The sequence below is a fragment of the Pandoraea pulmonicola genome (assembly GCF_000815105.2).
GTDB classification, from domain to species: Bacteria; Pseudomonadota; Gammaproteobacteria; order Burkholderiales; family Burkholderiaceae; genus Pandoraea; species Pandoraea pulmonicola.
Genome location: NZ_CP010310.2, coordinates 5,796,825 through 5,813,073 on the forward strand (window position 1 = coordinate 5,796,825; position 16,249 = coordinate 5,813,073).

Here is a 16,249-nt window from a genome sequence, read left to right on the forward strand (position 1 = left end):
CCCCGGCTTATTCCTCGTCTTCTTCCACGTGCTTGCTCGTGAGCGAAAGCCACAGCAGCACCGGAAGGATCAGCGTGAAGACGATGACCTCCTTGTACGCACTCGCCCAGAACGACGAATACGACTCGAGCAGGCCCACCAGAATGGCGCCCAGCGCCGCGACCGGATAGCTCACCAGACCGCCGATGATCGCACCCACGAAGCCCTTCAGACCGATCAGGAAGCCCGACTCGTAGTAGATGGTCGTGATCGGCGCGATCAGAATGCCGCACAGCACGCCCAGCACGGCCGCCAGCGTGAACGCCAGACGTCCCGCCTGCACCGTGCCGATGCCCACCAGACGCGCGCCAAGCCGGTTCACGGCCGTCGCGCGCAACGCCTTGCCCGAGAGCGATCGATCGAAGTAGAAGTACAACGCCAGGATCATCACGACCGAAACGCCCACCACCCACAGACTCTGCCCCGAAATCATCACCGAACCGATGTTGAAACTCGCATCGGAGAACGCCTGCGTGCGCGAACCCTCGGCGCCGAACATCACCAGACCCAGTCCCGTAAGCGCAAAGTGCACGCCGACCGAGACGATCAGCAGCAACAGCGTGCTCGCCTCGGCGAGCGGCTGGTACGCGAGGCGATAAAGCATCGGTCCCATGGGCACCACGACCAGCAGCGTGACGGCGATCTGCACGAGCATCGGCAGCGTCATCGGGGCAAGCGCCTTGACGACAAAGAACACGGCAATCGGAAACACCAGATATTTGCCCGCGAGCACCGGCACAATGCGACCGGCCAGCTTGCGACGCTCGCTGTGACGCAACACGCCGACCGTCTCCACGATGAACGTGCACACGCCCATCGCCACGAGCAGCCAGCTCGTCAGCGGAAACTTCTGGGTTTGCAGTGCCGCCAGCGTGAGCGCGCCATACGACACGAACTCGCCCTGCGGAATAAAGATGACGCGGGTGACGGAAAACACCAACACGAGCGCCAATGCCAGCAAGGCATAAATCGCACCCGTAGTGATGCCGTCCTGCGCCAGGATGGCTGCAATCGAAAGATCCATGCTCCTCTCACTTCGTTTGAGTACTTCTTGAACCGGCTGGCGAGACAGCCGGTGTGATGCACGGTGCGGCGCGCTGCCGCCCCGTTCCCCTTCACATCGATACACCCCGCACGTTCCCCGTGACGCAGCGCAGCGAATTATGAATTGTATAAATCGTTATGCATTGGTAAAACCCGGGCGACTACTGAGACGCCATCACATCACCGACTTCCGGCGACGACGCGGCTTGGCCGGCAGCGCCGGCGCTTCGGCCAGCACGTCGGGCGGAAGCGCATCGTGCACGACATCGAGCAACCGGTAGATCTCGGCGAGCGTGTCGCGCCCGACCTTGTCTTCCAGAAAGCGATAGCGCGCCTCGACCAGCGGGCCGAGCTTCTTGCACAACGCCCGGCTCGACGGCGTGAGCGAAACCATCACCCGACGCTGATCGGCCGCCACCCGCCGGCGCAGAATCAGTCCCGCCGCCTCCATGCGCTCGAGCATTCCCGACAGACTCGGGCTGAGAATGCAGCACTCGCGCGCCACCTGCCCGATCTCCATCTCCCCGGATTCGCTATCGTTGACGGCGCGTATGACACGCCATTGTTGTTCCGTGATGTCGTAACAATTGAGCAAGGGCCGAAACAGCCCCATTACCGCCTCACGCGTCTGTAATAACACCAGGGATAGATTGCGGTGTTCGAATTCACCCGTCATGGTTTTACGCTCGAAAGGATCGCCTGGGACAGCCCCCCGGCTGCGGCGATCAGGTTGGGACAACGCGGCCTCTCATGTGCCGCTCTCAAGTGCATGTCCTGCCGTCTCTTTGCGAGCGCGAAACTACCACGCTCAAAAAAAACGGGCGCGAACGCCCGTTCTTCCGGCCCGGTCAACCGCGACCGGACACGACTGCTGCGGATACGACAACGGGGCATGCCTGCGTGCTATAGGCAGCCCCGAAGCGCATCAGTTCGCCAATTTCCACTTGCCGTCGACGATTTGCACCATCACGCGCGAGCGCTGATCCAGACCGTTGTGGTCGTTCTTGCTCATATTGAAGATACCGGCGGTGCCCGGCATGTCCTTCACGTTCTCCAGCGCGTCGCGCAGCGCCGCGCGGAATTCCGGCGTACCCGGCTTGGCCTTCTTCAGCGCGACCGGAATCGTCGCCTGCAGCAACAGGCCGCCGTCCCAGGCGTGACCGCCGAACGTCGAGATCGAGCCGGCGCCATAGGCCTTCTCGTAAGCCGCCTTGTACGCGGCGGCCGACTTCTTCACCGGATTGTCGTTCGGCAGTTGCTCGACCACGAGTAGCGGGCCGGCCGGCAGGTACGTGCCTTCGCAGTCCTTGCCGCACACGCGCAGGAAGTCGTTGTTGGCCACGCCGTGCGTCTGATACAGCTTGCCCTTGTAGCCGCGCTCCTTGAGCGTGCGCTGCGGCAGTGCCGCCGGCGTGCCCGAACCGGCGACCAGCACGGCGTCCGGGTTCGCGCCCATGACCTTGAGAACCTGACCCGTCACCGACGTATCGGCGCGGTTGAAGCGCTCGTTGGCCACGATCTTGATCTTGTTCAGGTCGGCGGCCTTCTGGAATTCCTTGTACCAGCCCTCGCCGTAGGCGTCGGCAAAACCGATGAAGGCAGCGGTCTTCACGCCGTTGTCGGCCATGTGCTTGGCAATGGCGGTCGCCATCAGAATGTCGTTCTGCGGCGTCTTGAAGGCCCACATGCGCTTGGCGTCGACCGGCTCGACGATGGCGGCGCCCGCGGCCATCGAGATGACCGGCGTTTGCGTCTCCGCCGCCACGTCGACCATGGCCAGCGAGTTCGGCGTCACGGTCGAACCGAGCACGGCGTCGACGTGATCTTCGCTGATGAGCTTGCGCATGTTCTTGACGGCGGTCGTCGTGTCCGTGGCGTCGTCGAGCACGATGTATTGCACCGACTGACCGCCGATCGTCTTCGGCATCAGCGAAATGGTGTTCTTCTCGGGAATGCCCAGCGAAGCGGCGGGACCGGTCGCCGACAGCGACACGCCAATCTTCACCTGAGCGTTCGCAACGCCCGCGGCCAGCATCATCGCCGATGCCATGCACAGCAACTTCAGTTTCATTTGGGTCTCCTCACAAAAATTCGAATTCGTTCTTTTGACATTAACCGACCGCACAGTCGGTAAATTGTCGCCCATCTTACGGGCACCGGCACCTTCTCGTAAAGTGCGGTTTCCCCACATGTGGCATCGCACGCATACGCGTCTGCCTGCCACGCCCGGCGGCGTTCCCGCCGCTTTTCTTGCCGCGCCCGATCAGTTGCGCAGGAATGCGTCGTATCCGGTCTTCACGATCAGCACGGCGAGCACCGCCAGAAACATGCGACGCACGAAGCCCACGCCGTGCTTGAGCGCCAGCCGACTGCCGACCTGACTGCCCATGACGTTCATGACGGCCATGCCGAGGCCGACCTGCCACCACACATGCCCGCCCATGCCGAAGAGCAGCAACGCGGCGAGATTGGTCGCCACGTTCACGATCTTCGACGACGCCGAAGCGTTGACGAAGTCCTGCCCGAACAGGCGCACGAACAGAAACACGAGGAAGCTGCCGGTGCCCGGGCCGAAGAAACCGTCGTAGAAGCCGATGGCGCCGCCCACGGCCACCGCCATGAGGGTCACCCCCGTCCCGCCCTTCACAGGGGCGTGGACCGTGCCGAAATCCTTCTTGCGCAGCGTGTAGATGGCGACGCCGGCCAGCACGAACGGCAACGCCTTGCGCAACACATCCGCCGGAATATGGGTGACGGCGTACGCGCCGCAAAACGAAAACACGAAGGCCGCCACGGTCGCCGGCACCAGGATCGCCCAGCGAAGCTGGATGCCGCGCGCGTAGTGCATCGCGGCCGACGCCGTGCCCCAGATGCCGGCCAGCTTGTTCGTGCCGAACAGCACGGGCGGCGCAGCGTTCGGGAAGACGGCGAAAAGCGTCGGCACCGAGATCAGACCGCCGCCGCCAACGACGGCATCCACCAGACCGGCAAGAAACGCCCCGCCCGCGAGCATCAGTAAATCACTCAGTGCCCAGTCCATCACGATGTCCTCCCTGCACGCGCGTCGCGCACTCGCGAGAACCGATGAATGCGCTCGTCGGCGGGCGCCACGAACGGAGAGGACGACGGAACGACAAGCAGGCAGGACATACGACGGCGGCGAATGTTCGGGGGAGCCGAATGAACACGATAAAGAAACGGGACGCGAGGCGCGGGAGCAGACACGCGCGATGGGAGACCGGGGCGCCCGGAGCCTCCGGCGAGAACACCGCTCGAGACTGCCCCATGTCGGCCGATACCGCCCAACGCCGCCGAATACCGACTGCGAATCGCGTAGCAAAACGGCGAGCATAGCGTCTTTAGGCCGCATTGCGCGTATTTGGCCGACACGATTCTCGCAGCGTGGCGTGAAATCGATGGCCCGACAAACAGAAACGGTGCAAAAAGGGGTGATAAAACAGGCGAGAAAGCCGCCGCGAAAGCGGACGCAAAGAATGAAGGAGGATGCGATGTGACGCGAAGCCAGCATGGCCGACTGCAACAGGAAGCCGTTGGCACGCGATGGCGGAGCGCAATATAAAAAGCGCTGTTGGAGTTCTCTCCAACAGCGCTTCCTTTTTGGCGGTGCGCGTTTTCGCGCTTATTGTCTCCTCGTTCCTCGCCCCTATATCCTGCTGTGACGCGAACTGAGGGAGAGAATAAAGGAGCACCCGATGCACCACAAGTCAGCATTTACCCCTACGGATTAGCTTTTTTCCGACATACATGCCTCAGGGCGACGATCTGGCGCCCCATTCCGGTGCGCCCGCCGCCCTGCCCCGGCGCGCTACGACTGGTGTTGCGCCATCGTCCGGAAGAACCGGCTGCGCGCCACCAGCTCGCCGACCAGCCCTCGACGGAAAGCCAGCACGCAGATGATGAAGATGGCGCCGATCACGATCGTCACCGACTCGCCCAGCGTCTGGAACCACGTCACCCCGGTCGCCGTGGCAAGCCAGTTGCCGATATCGCCGAGCTTGTTCTCCAGCACGATGATCACGACCGCGCCGACCACCGGCCCGAGCATCGTGCCCAAACCGCCCACGAGCGTCATCAGGATCACCATGCCCGACATCGTCCAATGCACGTCGGTGAGTGTCTCGAAGCCGAGCACCACGGTCTTGGTCGAGCCGGCGAGCGCGGCGAGTGTGGCCGAGAGCACGAAGGCCAGCAGCTTGAAGCGATCGACGTCGTAGCCGAGCGAGATGGCGCGCGGCTCGTTCTCCTTGATCGCCTTGAGCACCTGGCCGAACGGCGAGTGCACCACGCGCATGATCAGCAGGAAGCCCAGCGCGCAGATGGCCAGCACCACGTAGTACAGCGTCAGGTCCGAGTCGAGCGGCAGCACGCCGAACAGGCTGCCGCGCGGCACGCCTTGCAGGCCGTCTTCACCGCCGGTGAACGGCGCCTGCAGACAGAAGAAGTACAGCATCTGCGCGAGCGCCAGCGTGATCATCGCGAAGTAGATGCCCTGACGGCGAATCGCCAGCAGGCCGATGACCAGTCCCAGCACGGCCCCGGCGATCACGCCGGCGACGATGCCCACCTCGGGCGTGAAGCCGAGATTGCGGATCGCGTAGCCGGTGATATACCCCGCGCTGCCGAAAAATGCCGCGTGGCCGAACGACAGCAGCCCCGTGAAGCCGAGCAGCAGGTTGAACGCGCACGCGAACAGCGCGAAGCACAGCACCTTCATGACGAAGACCGGATACGCGCCGGCGAACGGCGCGACGATCAACGCGAGCAGCAGAAGCGAATAAAGCACGCGTTGTTGCATTCCTTGTTGCATTGCTCTGCCCCTTACTTTTGTTTGCCGAACAGCCCTGCCGGGCGCAGCAGCAACACGATCACCATGATCACGAACACGACCGTCGCGGACGCTTCCGGGTAGAACACCTTGGTAAAGCCCTCGATCACGCCGAGCATCAGGCCGGTCACGATCGACCCCATGATGGAACCCATGCCCCCGATCACGACGACCGCGAACACGGTAATGATCATCGACTGCCCCATGAGCGGCGAGATCTGGATGACGGGCGCGGCGAGCACGCCGGCGAACGCCGCGAGTGCGACGCCGAAGCCGTACGTCAGCGTGATCATCAGCGGCACGTTCACGCCGAACGCTTCCACGAGCTTGGGGTTCTCCGTGCCCGCGCGCAGATACGCGCCGATCTTCGTCTTCTCGATCACGAACCAGGTCGCGAAACACACGATGAGCGACGCCACCACGACCCATGCACGATAGTTCGGCATGAACATGAAGCCGAGGTTGGTGGCGCCGGAGAGCATGTCGGGCGCATCGTACGGCTGGCCGGACACCCCGTAGATCGAGCGGAACACACCTTCGAGCACGAGCGTGATGCCGAATGTGAGCAGCAACCCGTAGAGGTGGTCGAGCTTGTAGATCCAGCGCAGCATGGTGCGCTCAATGATCACGCCGACGACGCCCACGACCAGCGGCGCGAGAATCAGCATGACCCAGTAGTTGAGGCCGAGATAGCTGCCGCCCATCCAGGCAAGCATGGCGCCCAGCATGAACAACGCGCCGTGCGCGAAGTTGATCACGTTGAGCAGACCGAAGATCACCGCCAGGCCGAGGCTCAGCATGGCGTAGAACGAGCCGTTCACCAGACCCAGCAGCAGTTGGCTCAACAGCGCCGGCAGGGGGATGCCTAGAAATTCCATCGAAATCGATTCTCTGGGGGAAAGGTCGCGACGGGGCACACGCCCCGCCGCTTTCGGTGCATTGCGTCAAGACTCGCGACGCTTACTTCAGCTTGCAGGTCGATTCCGCTTCGGTCGTGAAGGCCTTCTCACCCGGGATCGTTGCCACGACCTTGTAGTAGTCCCACGGCGACTTCGAGTCCTTCTTCGACTTGACCTGCATCAGGTACATGTCGTGGACCATCGTGCCATCCTTTCGGATGTAGCCCTTGCTGAACATGTCGTCGATCTTGATCTTGTGCAACTGCTCCATGACCTTGTCGGCGTCGGTGGTGCCCGCGGCCTGCACGGCCTTCAGGTAGGTCATCGTCGCCGAGTAGTCGCCGGCCTGCAGGCTCGACGGCATCTTCTTCATCTTGTCGAAGTAGCGCTTGGCGAAGGCGCGGGTCTTGTCGTCCTTGTCCCAGTACCAGCTGTCCGTCAGGTACATGCCTTCGGTGTTGTCCAGACCCAGCGAGTGAATGTCGTTGATGAACACGAGCAGACCGGCGATCTGCATCTTGCCCTTGATGCCGAATTCCTTCGCCGCCTTGATCGCGTTGATCGTGTCGCCGCCGGCGTTGGCCAGACCCAGCACTTGCGCGCCGGACGACTGCGCCTGCAGCAGATACGACGAGAAGTCCGATGCCGAGAGCGGGTGACGCACCTGGCCCTTGACCGTGCCGCCGTTGGCCTTGACCACGTCGGCGGTGGCCTTCTCGAGCGCGTGACCGAAGGCGTAGTCGGCCGTCAGGAAGAACCACGACTTGCCGCCGGCCTTCACCACGGCCGAGCCGGTGCCGCGCGCGAGCGCGACGGTATCGTACGCGTAGTGCACGCCGTACGGCTGGCACTGGTCGTTGGTGAGCGCGTCGGAGCCGGCGCCCACGTTGATGTAGACCTTCTTCTTCTCGGCGGAAACCTTGTTCATGGCCAGGCCGGTGCCCGAGTTGGTGCCGCCGATGAGCATGTCCACGCCACCGCGGTCGAACCATTCGCGCGCCTTCGACGCAGCCACGTCGGCCTTGTTCTGGTGATCGGCCGTCACCAGTTCGACCGGCTTGCCGAGCACCTTGCCGCCGAAGTCGGCGATGGCCATCTTGATGGCTTCCGCGCCGCCCTGGCCGTCGATGTCGGTGTACAGGCCCGACATGTCGGTAATGAAGCCGATCTTCACCGTATTTCCATCGGCATGGGCCTGCGAGGCCATTGCCGCAAAACCGAACGCAGCCGCAACGGCCAACGCCTTCATCCGCATCGTCATCTTCGTCTCCTTCGTGGATTTGATCGCCTGGGTCCATCGCCCGGAACGGACGCGCTCCGGGTAGCTCACCTCATACGCCCAACAACTCGTGCAGCACCGGCATCTTCGTTTCCAGCTCCGGAGCGCCGAAGCGCTCCACGATCTTGCCGTGCTCCATCACATAGAAGCGATCGGCAAGCGGGGCCGCAAAACGGAAATTCTGTTCCACCATCACGATGGTGTAGCCACGCGCCTTGAGCGTGGTGATCATGCGCGCGAGCGTCTGCACGATCACCGGCGCGAGGCCTTCGGAGATTTCGTCGAGCAGCAGCAGGTTCGCGCCCGTGCGCAGAATGCGCGCCACGGCCAGCATCTGTTGCTCGCCGCCGGACAGGCGCGTGCCTTGGCTGTGACGTCGCTCCTTGAGGTTCGGGAACATGTCGTAGATCTCTTCGAGCGACATGCCGCGTCCGCCGTCCTCGCGACGATTGCCGCTCATGCCGATGTACGGCGGCAGCAACAGGTTCTCCTCGCACGACAGGCTGGCGAAGATGCCTCGCTCTTCCGGGCAGTAGCCCACGCCGTGATGCGCGACCTTGTAGGTCGGCAGATGAATGGTTTCCTCGCCCGCGATGCGAATCGAGCCCTGGCGCTGGCCGGTCAGCCCCATGATCGCGCGCAGCGTGGTGGTGCGACCGGCGCCGTTGCGTCCGAGCAGCGTGACGACTTCGCCGCGCCCGACGGTCAGATCCACCCCATGCAGGATGTGCGATTCGCCGTACCAGGCCTGCAGCCCTTCGACTTCCAGTGCCGGCACGTTGCTGCCACCCTTGCCCGCGCCACTGCCGTTGCCATTACCGTACATAGACGTCCTCACCCGTGGGCTCCCTGCAGTTCGCCGTCCGCAGTGCCCATGTAGGCCTCCATGACCTGCGGATTCTTCGAGACTTCGTGATACGGGCCTTCCGCGAGCACTTCGCCGCGCTGGAGCACGGTGATGGTGTCGGAGATGCCGGCGATCACGTTCATGTTGTGCTCGACCATGAGGATCGTGCGACCCGCCGACACTTTCTTGATGAGCGCGGTCACGCGATCGACGTCTTCGTGGCCCATGCCTTGTGTGGGCTCGTCGAGCAACATCAGTTCGGGCTCCATAGCAAGTGTGGTGGCGATTTCCAGCGCGCGTTTGCGGCCGTACGGCAGTTCCACGGTAAGCGTATGGGCGAATTCGGTGAGTCCCACTTCGGCGAGCAGTTCCATCGCGCGGGCGTCGAGCTGGCGAAGCGAGCGGCTGCTGCGCCAGAAGTGGAACGCGGTGCCCAGGTTGCGCTGCAGACCGATGCGCACGTTCTCGAGCACGGTGAGGTGCGGGAACACGGCGGAGATCTGGAACGAGCGGATGATGCCGCGTCGCGCGATCTGCGCGGGCGCTTCGCGGGTAATGTCTTCACCGTTGAAGGAGATCGTCCCGGCGCTGGGCACGAGAAATTTCGTGAGCAGGTTGAAGCAGGTGGTCTTGCCCGCGCCGTTCGGGCCGATGAGTGCATGAATGGTGCCGCGCGCGACGCGCAGGTCGACCCCGTTCACGGCGGTGAAGCCGCGGAACTCTTTCGTGAGTCCACGGGTTTCGAGGATGTAATCGTTGTTCGCCATGTCTCCTGCCACATTCCTGGTTAGCGGTGCGCCCGGCACCATCGTCTGTGACAACCGCGAGGCAGCCGAACGACGCTATGGTTTACGTCCTCCGCGAAATACCCCGCGTCCCGCGTGATGCGCCGAATTCTTGGTTCGTTCGCACATAGGGAAACGTTATTGTGTGTGGTTTGCTGCAACGCGATCATTGGGATTTGCACTAGGCTTCCCAACCCTCGAAACGCGCATGCCCGCACGCGTTCGAGAACGTTCGGTCACATCGTGCGGGCGTGCTCACAGCCCTTATGGGGCAAGGCTTTTGCGGCACATGCAAATGTACGGACGACGGCCCTTAACAGCGCCGCGAGAACCGTTTGCGCAACCGACATTAGGTATTACTACGTAAGTTTCATTGGGAGAAATCTGGGAATCCGGAAAAGCGGAAATCGGAATTTCTTCAAACCCGGTTGTCTCGAATCATGAAAGGATGGTCTCGGCCGAGGCGCCATTCGCCTTGAACCAGGAAACTGTCATGAAAGAGAGCAACCACGGCTCTTTGTGGGCGCAAGGTACTGGACAGGCGATGAACCCGATCCGGCGCGTGGCGCCGCTCTGTCCCGACAATCGTAACGGAACGTTGCCATGAGCACCGTCGGCAAACGCCCAGGCGAACCGCCCATGACGCCCGCCGCCGCCATCATTCTGACGAGCGCGCTTACCGCCCTCAGTGCGCTTCCCCTCGATGTCATGCTGCCCTCGTTCGCCTCTATCGCGAACCGATACGAAACCGGTGTCGACTCCGTCGCGTCGCTCGTGGGGTACTTCGCGATGAGTTTCTCGCTCCTACAGCTCTTCGTCGGCCCTCTGTCCGACCGTTTCGGACGCAGGCTCGTGCTGGTCACGGGATTGGTCATTGCATCCATAGGCGCCATCGGCGGCGCGCTGGCGCCGACTTACGCATCGCATGTGGCATTCCGTCTGCTTCAGGCTCTGGGATGTTCATGCTTCGTGCTCGCTCAGGCGATCATTCAGGATACCTTTCCGGGGGGCACCGGGCTCCGCGCCAGAATCGTAAACGTCACCTTCGGTGGCCTTTGCATCGCGTGCTCACCGCTTCTTGGCGCCGTACTTGAGGAACACTTCGGGTGGCAGGCAAGTTTCTGGTTATTTGCCGCGATTGCCACCAGCGTCTGGATTTATGCGGCACGGCATCTGAACGACCTTGCTCGCGCTCCCACCATGAGCCTTGCCAAATGCATGCGGCTCTATCTCGCTCTGGCTACCCATCGAACTTTTCTCTGCTATACGTTTCTCGGTGCCATCGCCTTTGCCTGTCACTTCGCCTTCGTCATCCTGTCACCGAGCCTATTTGTCGAAGCGCTTGGATATAGCCCGTACGAATACGCCAACGTGCTCCTCCTGTATGGCGCCATTTACCTGCTGGGCGGTTTCGTCGCGGATCGGATGTCCAAGCGAGTCACTGTCAGAAGGCAGATCCAACTGGGCATCGCATTGTTGGGGGCGGCGAGTATGGCGATGATCGGACTTTACGTCTGGCTCGGAGATCATCTGGCCACCGCGATCGCACCCATGGCGCTGGCAACGCTGGGGACAACACTCATACGCCCCGCAGCAGCAACGCTCGCGATGGAGGTCTTCGAGTCATACGCAGGCACCGCGGCGGCGGCGGTCGGCGCCATTCGCTTCTTCATGGCAGGCGTCCTTAGCGTCGGGCTCTCCACCGTCGCGTTGTCGAAGTTCCTCGCGCTTGCGGCCTTGCTTCTCTGCGCATCGGCAATTTGCACTTTCATTCGTCGAGGCGAACGCCCCACGGTTTCGCCGTCGCGACAGCCCGAACGTCGGGCATGAGTATCGACGAGGCGCGACTCTATCAATGCTCGCGTTATCAAGAAACCGATACTCCCAACCTTCTCCGAAAGTCCCTGCCCATTCCGCCAACCCGTCACCCTGACTTACGCGCCGCCCGAATCATGTCGCTCGCCCGCTCGGCAATCATGATCGTCGGCGAGTTGGTGTTGCCCGAAGTAATCACCGGCATGACGGATGCGTCGACCACGCGCAGGTTCTGCACGCCGCGCACGCGAAGCTGGGCGTCGACCACCGCGGCGCGATCGTCCGCCCGCCCCATGCGACACGTGCCGACCGGGTGGAAGATGGTCGTGCCGATGTCGCCCGCCGCTCGCATCAGTTCTTCGTCGCTCTGGTACGACGGCCCCGGCAAATACTCGCGCGGCTCGTAGCGCGCGAACGCCGGCGCGCCCACGATGCGACGCGTGAGCTTGATCGCATCCGCCGCGACCCGCCGATCGTCTTCCGTCGACAGATAACGCGGCGCAATCGCCGGCGCCACGCGCACGTCCGGCGACGTCAGATGCACACTGCCGCGCGACGTCGGTCGCAAATTGCACACCGACGCCGTGAACGCATTGAATTTGTGCAGCGGCTCGCCAAACCGATCGAGCGACAGCGGCTGCACGTGATATTCGAGATCGGGCCGCGCCACGTCGTCGCGGCTGCGCGCGAACGCCCCCATCTGCGACGGCGCCATGCTCATCGGCCCGCGTTGCGCGAACGCATACTGCATCCCGATCATCAGCTTGCCCACCAGACTGTTGGCGCTCAAGTTCAGCGTCTTCGCACCGCGCAGTTTGTACACCGTACGCAACTGCAGATGATCCTGCAGGTTCTCGCCCACGCCCGGCAAATCCGACACGACGTCGATCCCCAATCCGCGCAACCGTTCGCCGTCGCCGATCCCCGACACCTCCAGCAAATGCGGCGAGTTCACCGCGCCCGCCGCGAGAATCACCTCCGCCCGCGCTAGCGCCGTGAAATCCTCATTCCCGCCGCGATACGCCACGCCGATGCAACGCGTCCCCTCGAACAGGAGACGGCTCACGCTCGCCCCCGTGACGGTCGTCAGGTTCGGCCGCTGCATGGCCGGGCGCAAGAACCCTTTCGCCGCACTCCAGCGCACCCCACGCCGCTGATTCACTTCGAAATAGCCGATGCCGAAGTTGTCGCCGCGATTGAAGTCGTCCGTCTTCGGAATGCCGATCTGCTCGGCGGCATCGGCGAACGAATCGAGCACGCGCCACGACAGGCGCTGTTTCTCGACGCGCCACTCGCCGCCGCTGCCGTGAAATTCCGTGCCACCCTTGTAGTGATCCTCGCTGCGCTTGAAAAGCGGCAGCACGTTGTCCCAGCGCCAGCTGTCGTCGCCGGCCACCTCGGCCCACACGTCGTAATCCTCGCGCTGACCGCGCATGTAGATCATGCCGTTGATCGACGAGCTGCCCCCCAGCACCCGCCCGCGCGGATACGCCAGCGAGCGCCCGTTGAGACCGTCCTCCGCCTGCGTGCGATACAGCCAGTCGGTGCGTGGATTGCCGATGCAGTACAGATAGCCGACGGGGATGTGAATCCAGTGATAGTCGTCCTTGCCGCCCGCCTCGAGCAGCAGCACGTTGACGTCGGGGTCCTGCGTGAGCCGGTTGGCCAGCACACAGCCGGCCGAACCGGCCCCCACGATGATGTAGTCGAAGCTCTCCTGCTTTGCTGCCTGCTTGGTCATTCCCGCATGTCTCCGTCGATGGCGCGGCACTCGCCAGGTGCAGTGCTCGCACCGGTGCGGCACCCGAGTGAGGTGGACTGTCGCCCCCTGCCCCGGGTTCACTTTGTCGTCAGGCGCAAGGCCGCGGCGTGCTCGCCTGCTTCTCTTGTTCTCCCTCGACCGGCAGCTTCGCTTACTTCGCCACCGGCATGGTGAATTCCGCGCCCTTGGCAATGCTGTCCGGCCAACGCTGCATCACGCTCTTGAAACGCGTGTAGAAACGTATCCCCTCTTCGCCGTATGCATGATGATCGCCGAACAGCGAACGCTTCCAGCCGCCGAACGACTGCCATGCCATCGGCACCGGGATCGGCACGTTGATGCCGACCATGCCGATCTTCACCTGACGCGAGAAGGCTCGCGCCACCCCGCCGTCGCTCGTGAAACACGACACGCCGTTGCCATACTCGTGCGCGTTGACGAGCGAAATGGCCGACGCAAGATCGGGTACGCGCACGACCGCCAGCACCGGCCCGAAAATCTCCTCGCGGTAGATCGTCATTTCAGGCGTTACATGATCGAACAGCGTCCCGCCGAGGAAGAACCCCTGCTCGTGTCCCGGCACCCGCAGGCCTCGTCCGTCGACCAACAGCTTCGCGCCAGCGCGCACGCCCTCGGCAATATAGCCTTCGATCTTCGCCTTGTGTGCACCCGTGACGACCGGCCCCATCTCCGAGGCATCGTCCTCGCCCGAGCCCACGCGCAATGCCTTCACGCGCGGCACCAGCGCATCGACCAGACGGTCCGCCACCTGACCGACCGCCACGGCGACCGATATGGCCATGCAGCGCTCGCCCGCCGATCCGTAAGCCGCGCCGATCAAGGCGTCGACCGCCTGGTCGAGATCGGCGTCCGGCATGACCACGAGATGATTCTTCGCGCCGCCAAGCGCCTGCACGCGCTTGCCACGTCGCGTACCTTCCGTATGGATGTACTCGGCGATCGGCGTGGAGCCGACGAACGACAATGCTTCGACGTCCGGATGCGCGAGCAGCGCATCGACCGCCACCTTGTCGCCCTGCACGACGTTGAACACGCCGTCCGGCAACCCTGCCTCGCGCAGCAACTCGGCAATCAGCAGGCTCGCGGACGGGTCGCGCTCGGACGGCTTGAGCACGAACGTGTTGCCGCAGGCGAGCGCCATCGGGAACATCCACATCGGCACCATCGCCGGAAAGTTGAACGGCGTGATGCCCGCGCACACCCCGACAGGCTGACGCAAGTGCCAGTTGTCGATGCCGCCGCCAATGTTGTCGCTGTGCTTGCCCATGAGCAGATGCGGTGCGCCGCACGCATATTCCACGATCTCGATGCCGCGCGTGACTTCACCGCGCGCGTCCGAGAACACCTTGCCGTGCTCCCGCGTGATGAGGCGCGCGAGCGCGTCATGATGCTCGTCGAGCAATGCCTTGAAGCGAAAGAGCACGCGGGCGCGCTTGAGCGGCGCCGTCTCCGACCACGCCGGCAGTGCCGCCCTGGCTGCGGCAACGGCCGCGTTCACCTCCGCCGCGCCCGCCAGCGCCACGCGTGCGCTTACGCGGCCCTGCGCCGGATTGAAGACGTCGGCAAACCGGTCACTCTCGCCGGCGACAAGCCGGCCACCGATGAAGTGCTGCACCGTCGTAACATCAGCCTTACTCATATTCGTTGCTCTCCGAATGCTCGTCGCACGGCCCCTCTGGCCCGTATGTCTGTCATGGTGAATGGGTTCGGCACACGGCCGCCACATGCATTGCCAGCTTTGAATACCGGCCCCCGAGTCAACACTGTGCGCCGCGATGATTGCAGAGCGTACTGCGGCATGGGCGCGCAATCCAATGAGAAATTATCAAAAGCAATATAAGATTCTCTTATGTTGCCTTTCCCGAGGAATGGCGCTGCCCCCCTCACATCGACGCAGACGGTATGGAACTCGCCCATCTTCGCGCTTTCGTCGCGATCGCCCACGAGGGCAACCTCACGCGTGCGGCGCAGCGTCTGCACCTCACGCAGCCCGCCGTCAGTCTCCAGGTCAAGGCGCTGCAGGAAGCGCTGCGTCTCACGCTCTTCACCCGAACCGCGCACGGCCTGACGCTCACACGCGACGCACAGGCGTTGCTACCGCTGGCCGAGCGAATGCTCGCCGCCTTCGGCGACTTCGAGCAGGCTGCCGTCGCGCTGCGCGAAACGGTGCGCGGCCGGCTTCGCATCGGCACCATCCTCGATCCGGAATTCACCCGCCTCGGCGCGTTCCTCAAACGACTGGTCGAGTCGTATCCGCAGATCGAAACGGCGCTGCGTCACGGCATGTCCGGCTCCGTGCTGCAGGCGCTGGGGCGCGGCGAGCTCGACGTCGGTTTCTATCTCGGCAGCCCGGACCCCGAACGCTTTCACGCCATCACGCTCACGCCGTTCTCGTATCAGGTGGTGGCGCCGGCGGGCTGGCGCGAGCGGGTCGCGCGGCGTGGTTGGCGCGAACTCGCCGCGCTGCCGTGGATCTGGACGCCACCCGAGTCGGCGCACCATCGCCTGCTGTCGGAGCGTTTCGGCACGCTCGGCGTGTCGCCGGTGAAAGTCGCGGAAGTGGATCAGGAGCCGTCGATGCTCGATCTGGTGAAGTCGGGCGTCGGCCTGTCGCTGGTGCGAGATTCCATCGCGCTGCGCGAAGCGCGCGCTCACGGTCTCGTGATCGCCGACGGCGTCGCCGTGCCGACCGAACTCACGTTCGTCACGCTGGCCTCGCGGCGCGACGAACCGGCCATTGCCGCCGCGCTGCAACTCGTGTCGGCGGTCTGGGCCTGACACGTCGTCGGTCGACGTCGAACGCGAGCGCCATCCCGCGCCGGATTCATACATCGCACCTGCGTCAACGGGGAGCAACCGCAGCAACGCCTTCAGACGACTCGCCCGGGTCACGAATCCGGCGCATAATCCGA

13 protein-coding genes are annotated in these 16,249 nt (G+C 63.6%); 2 read left to right on the forward strand and 11 right to left on the reverse strand.

Annotation, left to right across the window (positions count from 1 at the left end):
* Positions 1 to 7 precede the first annotated feature (7 nt).
* The 9 genes from RO07_RS25130 to RO07_RS25170 form a co-directional block, all read right to left on the reverse strand.
* Positions 8 to 1,063, reverse strand: coding sequence for a branched-chain amino acid ABC transporter permease (locus RO07_RS25130; protein ID WP_039406832.1), 1,056 nt, complete (start codon positions 1,061 to 1,063; stop codon positions 8 to 10).
* Between the two features lie 195 nt (positions 1,064 to 1,258).
* Positions 1,259 to 1,759 carry a homoprotocatechuate degradation operon regulator HpaR gene (hpaR, locus tag RO07_RS25135; protein WP_039406833.1) on the reverse strand — a complete coding sequence of 167 codons (501 nt, stop codon included), beginning with the start codon at positions 1,757 to 1,759 and terminating at the stop codon, positions 1,259 to 1,261.
* A gap of 249 nt (positions 1,760 to 2,008) precedes the next feature.
* Positions 2,009 to 3,154: an ABC transporter substrate-binding protein gene (locus RO07_RS25140; RefSeq protein ID WP_039406834.1), complete on the reverse strand. Its 1,146-nt coding sequence runs from the start codon at positions 3,152 to 3,154 to the stop codon at positions 2,009 to 2,011.
* Positions 3,155 to 3,346: 192 nt separating this feature from the next.
* A complete protein-coding gene (locus RO07_RS25145; RefSeq protein WP_039406835.1) occupies positions 3,347 to 4,123 on the reverse strand; it encodes a sulfite exporter TauE/SafE family protein in 777 nt (258 codons plus the stop codon).
* 786 nt (positions 4,124 to 4,909) lie between these two features.
* On the reverse strand, positions 4,910 to 5,911 hold the full coding sequence (locus RO07_RS25150) for a branched-chain amino acid ABC transporter permease (RefSeq protein ID WP_039406836.1): 1,002 nt from the start codon (positions 5,909 to 5,911) through the stop codon (positions 4,910 to 4,912).
* Between the two features lie 11 nt (positions 5,912 to 5,922).
* On the reverse strand, positions 5,923 to 6,807 hold the full coding sequence (locus RO07_RS25155) for a branched-chain amino acid ABC transporter permease (protein ID WP_039406837.1): 885 nt from the start codon (positions 6,805 to 6,807) through the stop codon (positions 5,923 to 5,925).
* Positions 6,808 to 6,889: 82 nt separating this feature from the next.
* A complete protein-coding gene (locus RO07_RS25160; protein ID WP_039413654.1) occupies positions 6,890 to 8,083 on the reverse strand; it encodes an ABC transporter substrate-binding protein in 1,194 nt (397 codons plus the stop codon).
* A gap of 76 nt (positions 8,084 to 8,159) precedes the next feature.
* Positions 8,160 to 8,933, reverse strand: a complete 774-nt coding sequence (locus RO07_RS25165; RefSeq protein WP_039406838.1) for an ABC transporter ATP-binding protein — start codon at positions 8,931 to 8,933, stop codon at positions 8,160 to 8,162.
* A gap of 8 nt (positions 8,934 to 8,941) precedes the next feature.
* Positions 8,942 to 9,721 (reverse strand): ABC transporter ATP-binding protein, encoded by a 780-nt coding sequence (locus RO07_RS25170; RefSeq protein WP_039406839.1) that lies wholly within the window; start codon positions 9,719 to 9,721, stop codon positions 8,942 to 8,944.
* 621 nt (positions 9,722 to 10,342) lie between these two features.
* Between RO07_RS25170 and RO07_RS25175 the strand changes: the two genes are divergently transcribed.
* Positions 10,343 to 11,569 (forward strand): MFS transporter, encoded by a 1,227-nt coding sequence (locus RO07_RS25175; protein ID WP_084072801.1) that lies wholly within the window; start codon positions 10,343 to 10,345, stop codon positions 11,567 to 11,569.
* A gap of 94 nt (positions 11,570 to 11,663) precedes the next feature.
* On the opposite strand, the gene RO07_RS25180 is transcribed toward RO07_RS25175, so the two are convergent.
* Complete coding sequence (locus RO07_RS25180; RefSeq protein ID WP_039406840.1) at positions 11,664 to 13,295, reverse strand: GMC family oxidoreductase; 1,632 nt, start codon at positions 13,293 to 13,295, stop codon at positions 11,664 to 11,666.
* Between the two features lie 172 nt (positions 13,296 to 13,467).
* Positions 13,468 to 14,976, reverse strand: a complete 1,509-nt coding sequence (locus tag RO07_RS25185; RefSeq protein ID WP_039406842.1) for a CoA-acylating methylmalonate-semialdehyde dehydrogenase — start codon at positions 14,974 to 14,976, stop codon at positions 13,468 to 13,470.
* A 263-nt stretch (positions 14,977 to 15,239) separates the two neighbouring features.
* Here RO07_RS25185 and RO07_RS25190 point away from each other — a divergent pair, with 263 nt between their 5' ends.
* Positions 15,240 to 16,115 carry a LysR family transcriptional regulator gene (locus RO07_RS25190; protein ID WP_039406843.1) on the forward strand — a complete coding sequence of 292 codons (876 nt, stop codon included), beginning with the start codon at positions 15,240 to 15,242 and terminating at the stop codon, positions 16,113 to 16,115.
* Positions 16,116 to 16,249: the final 134 nt, after the last annotated feature.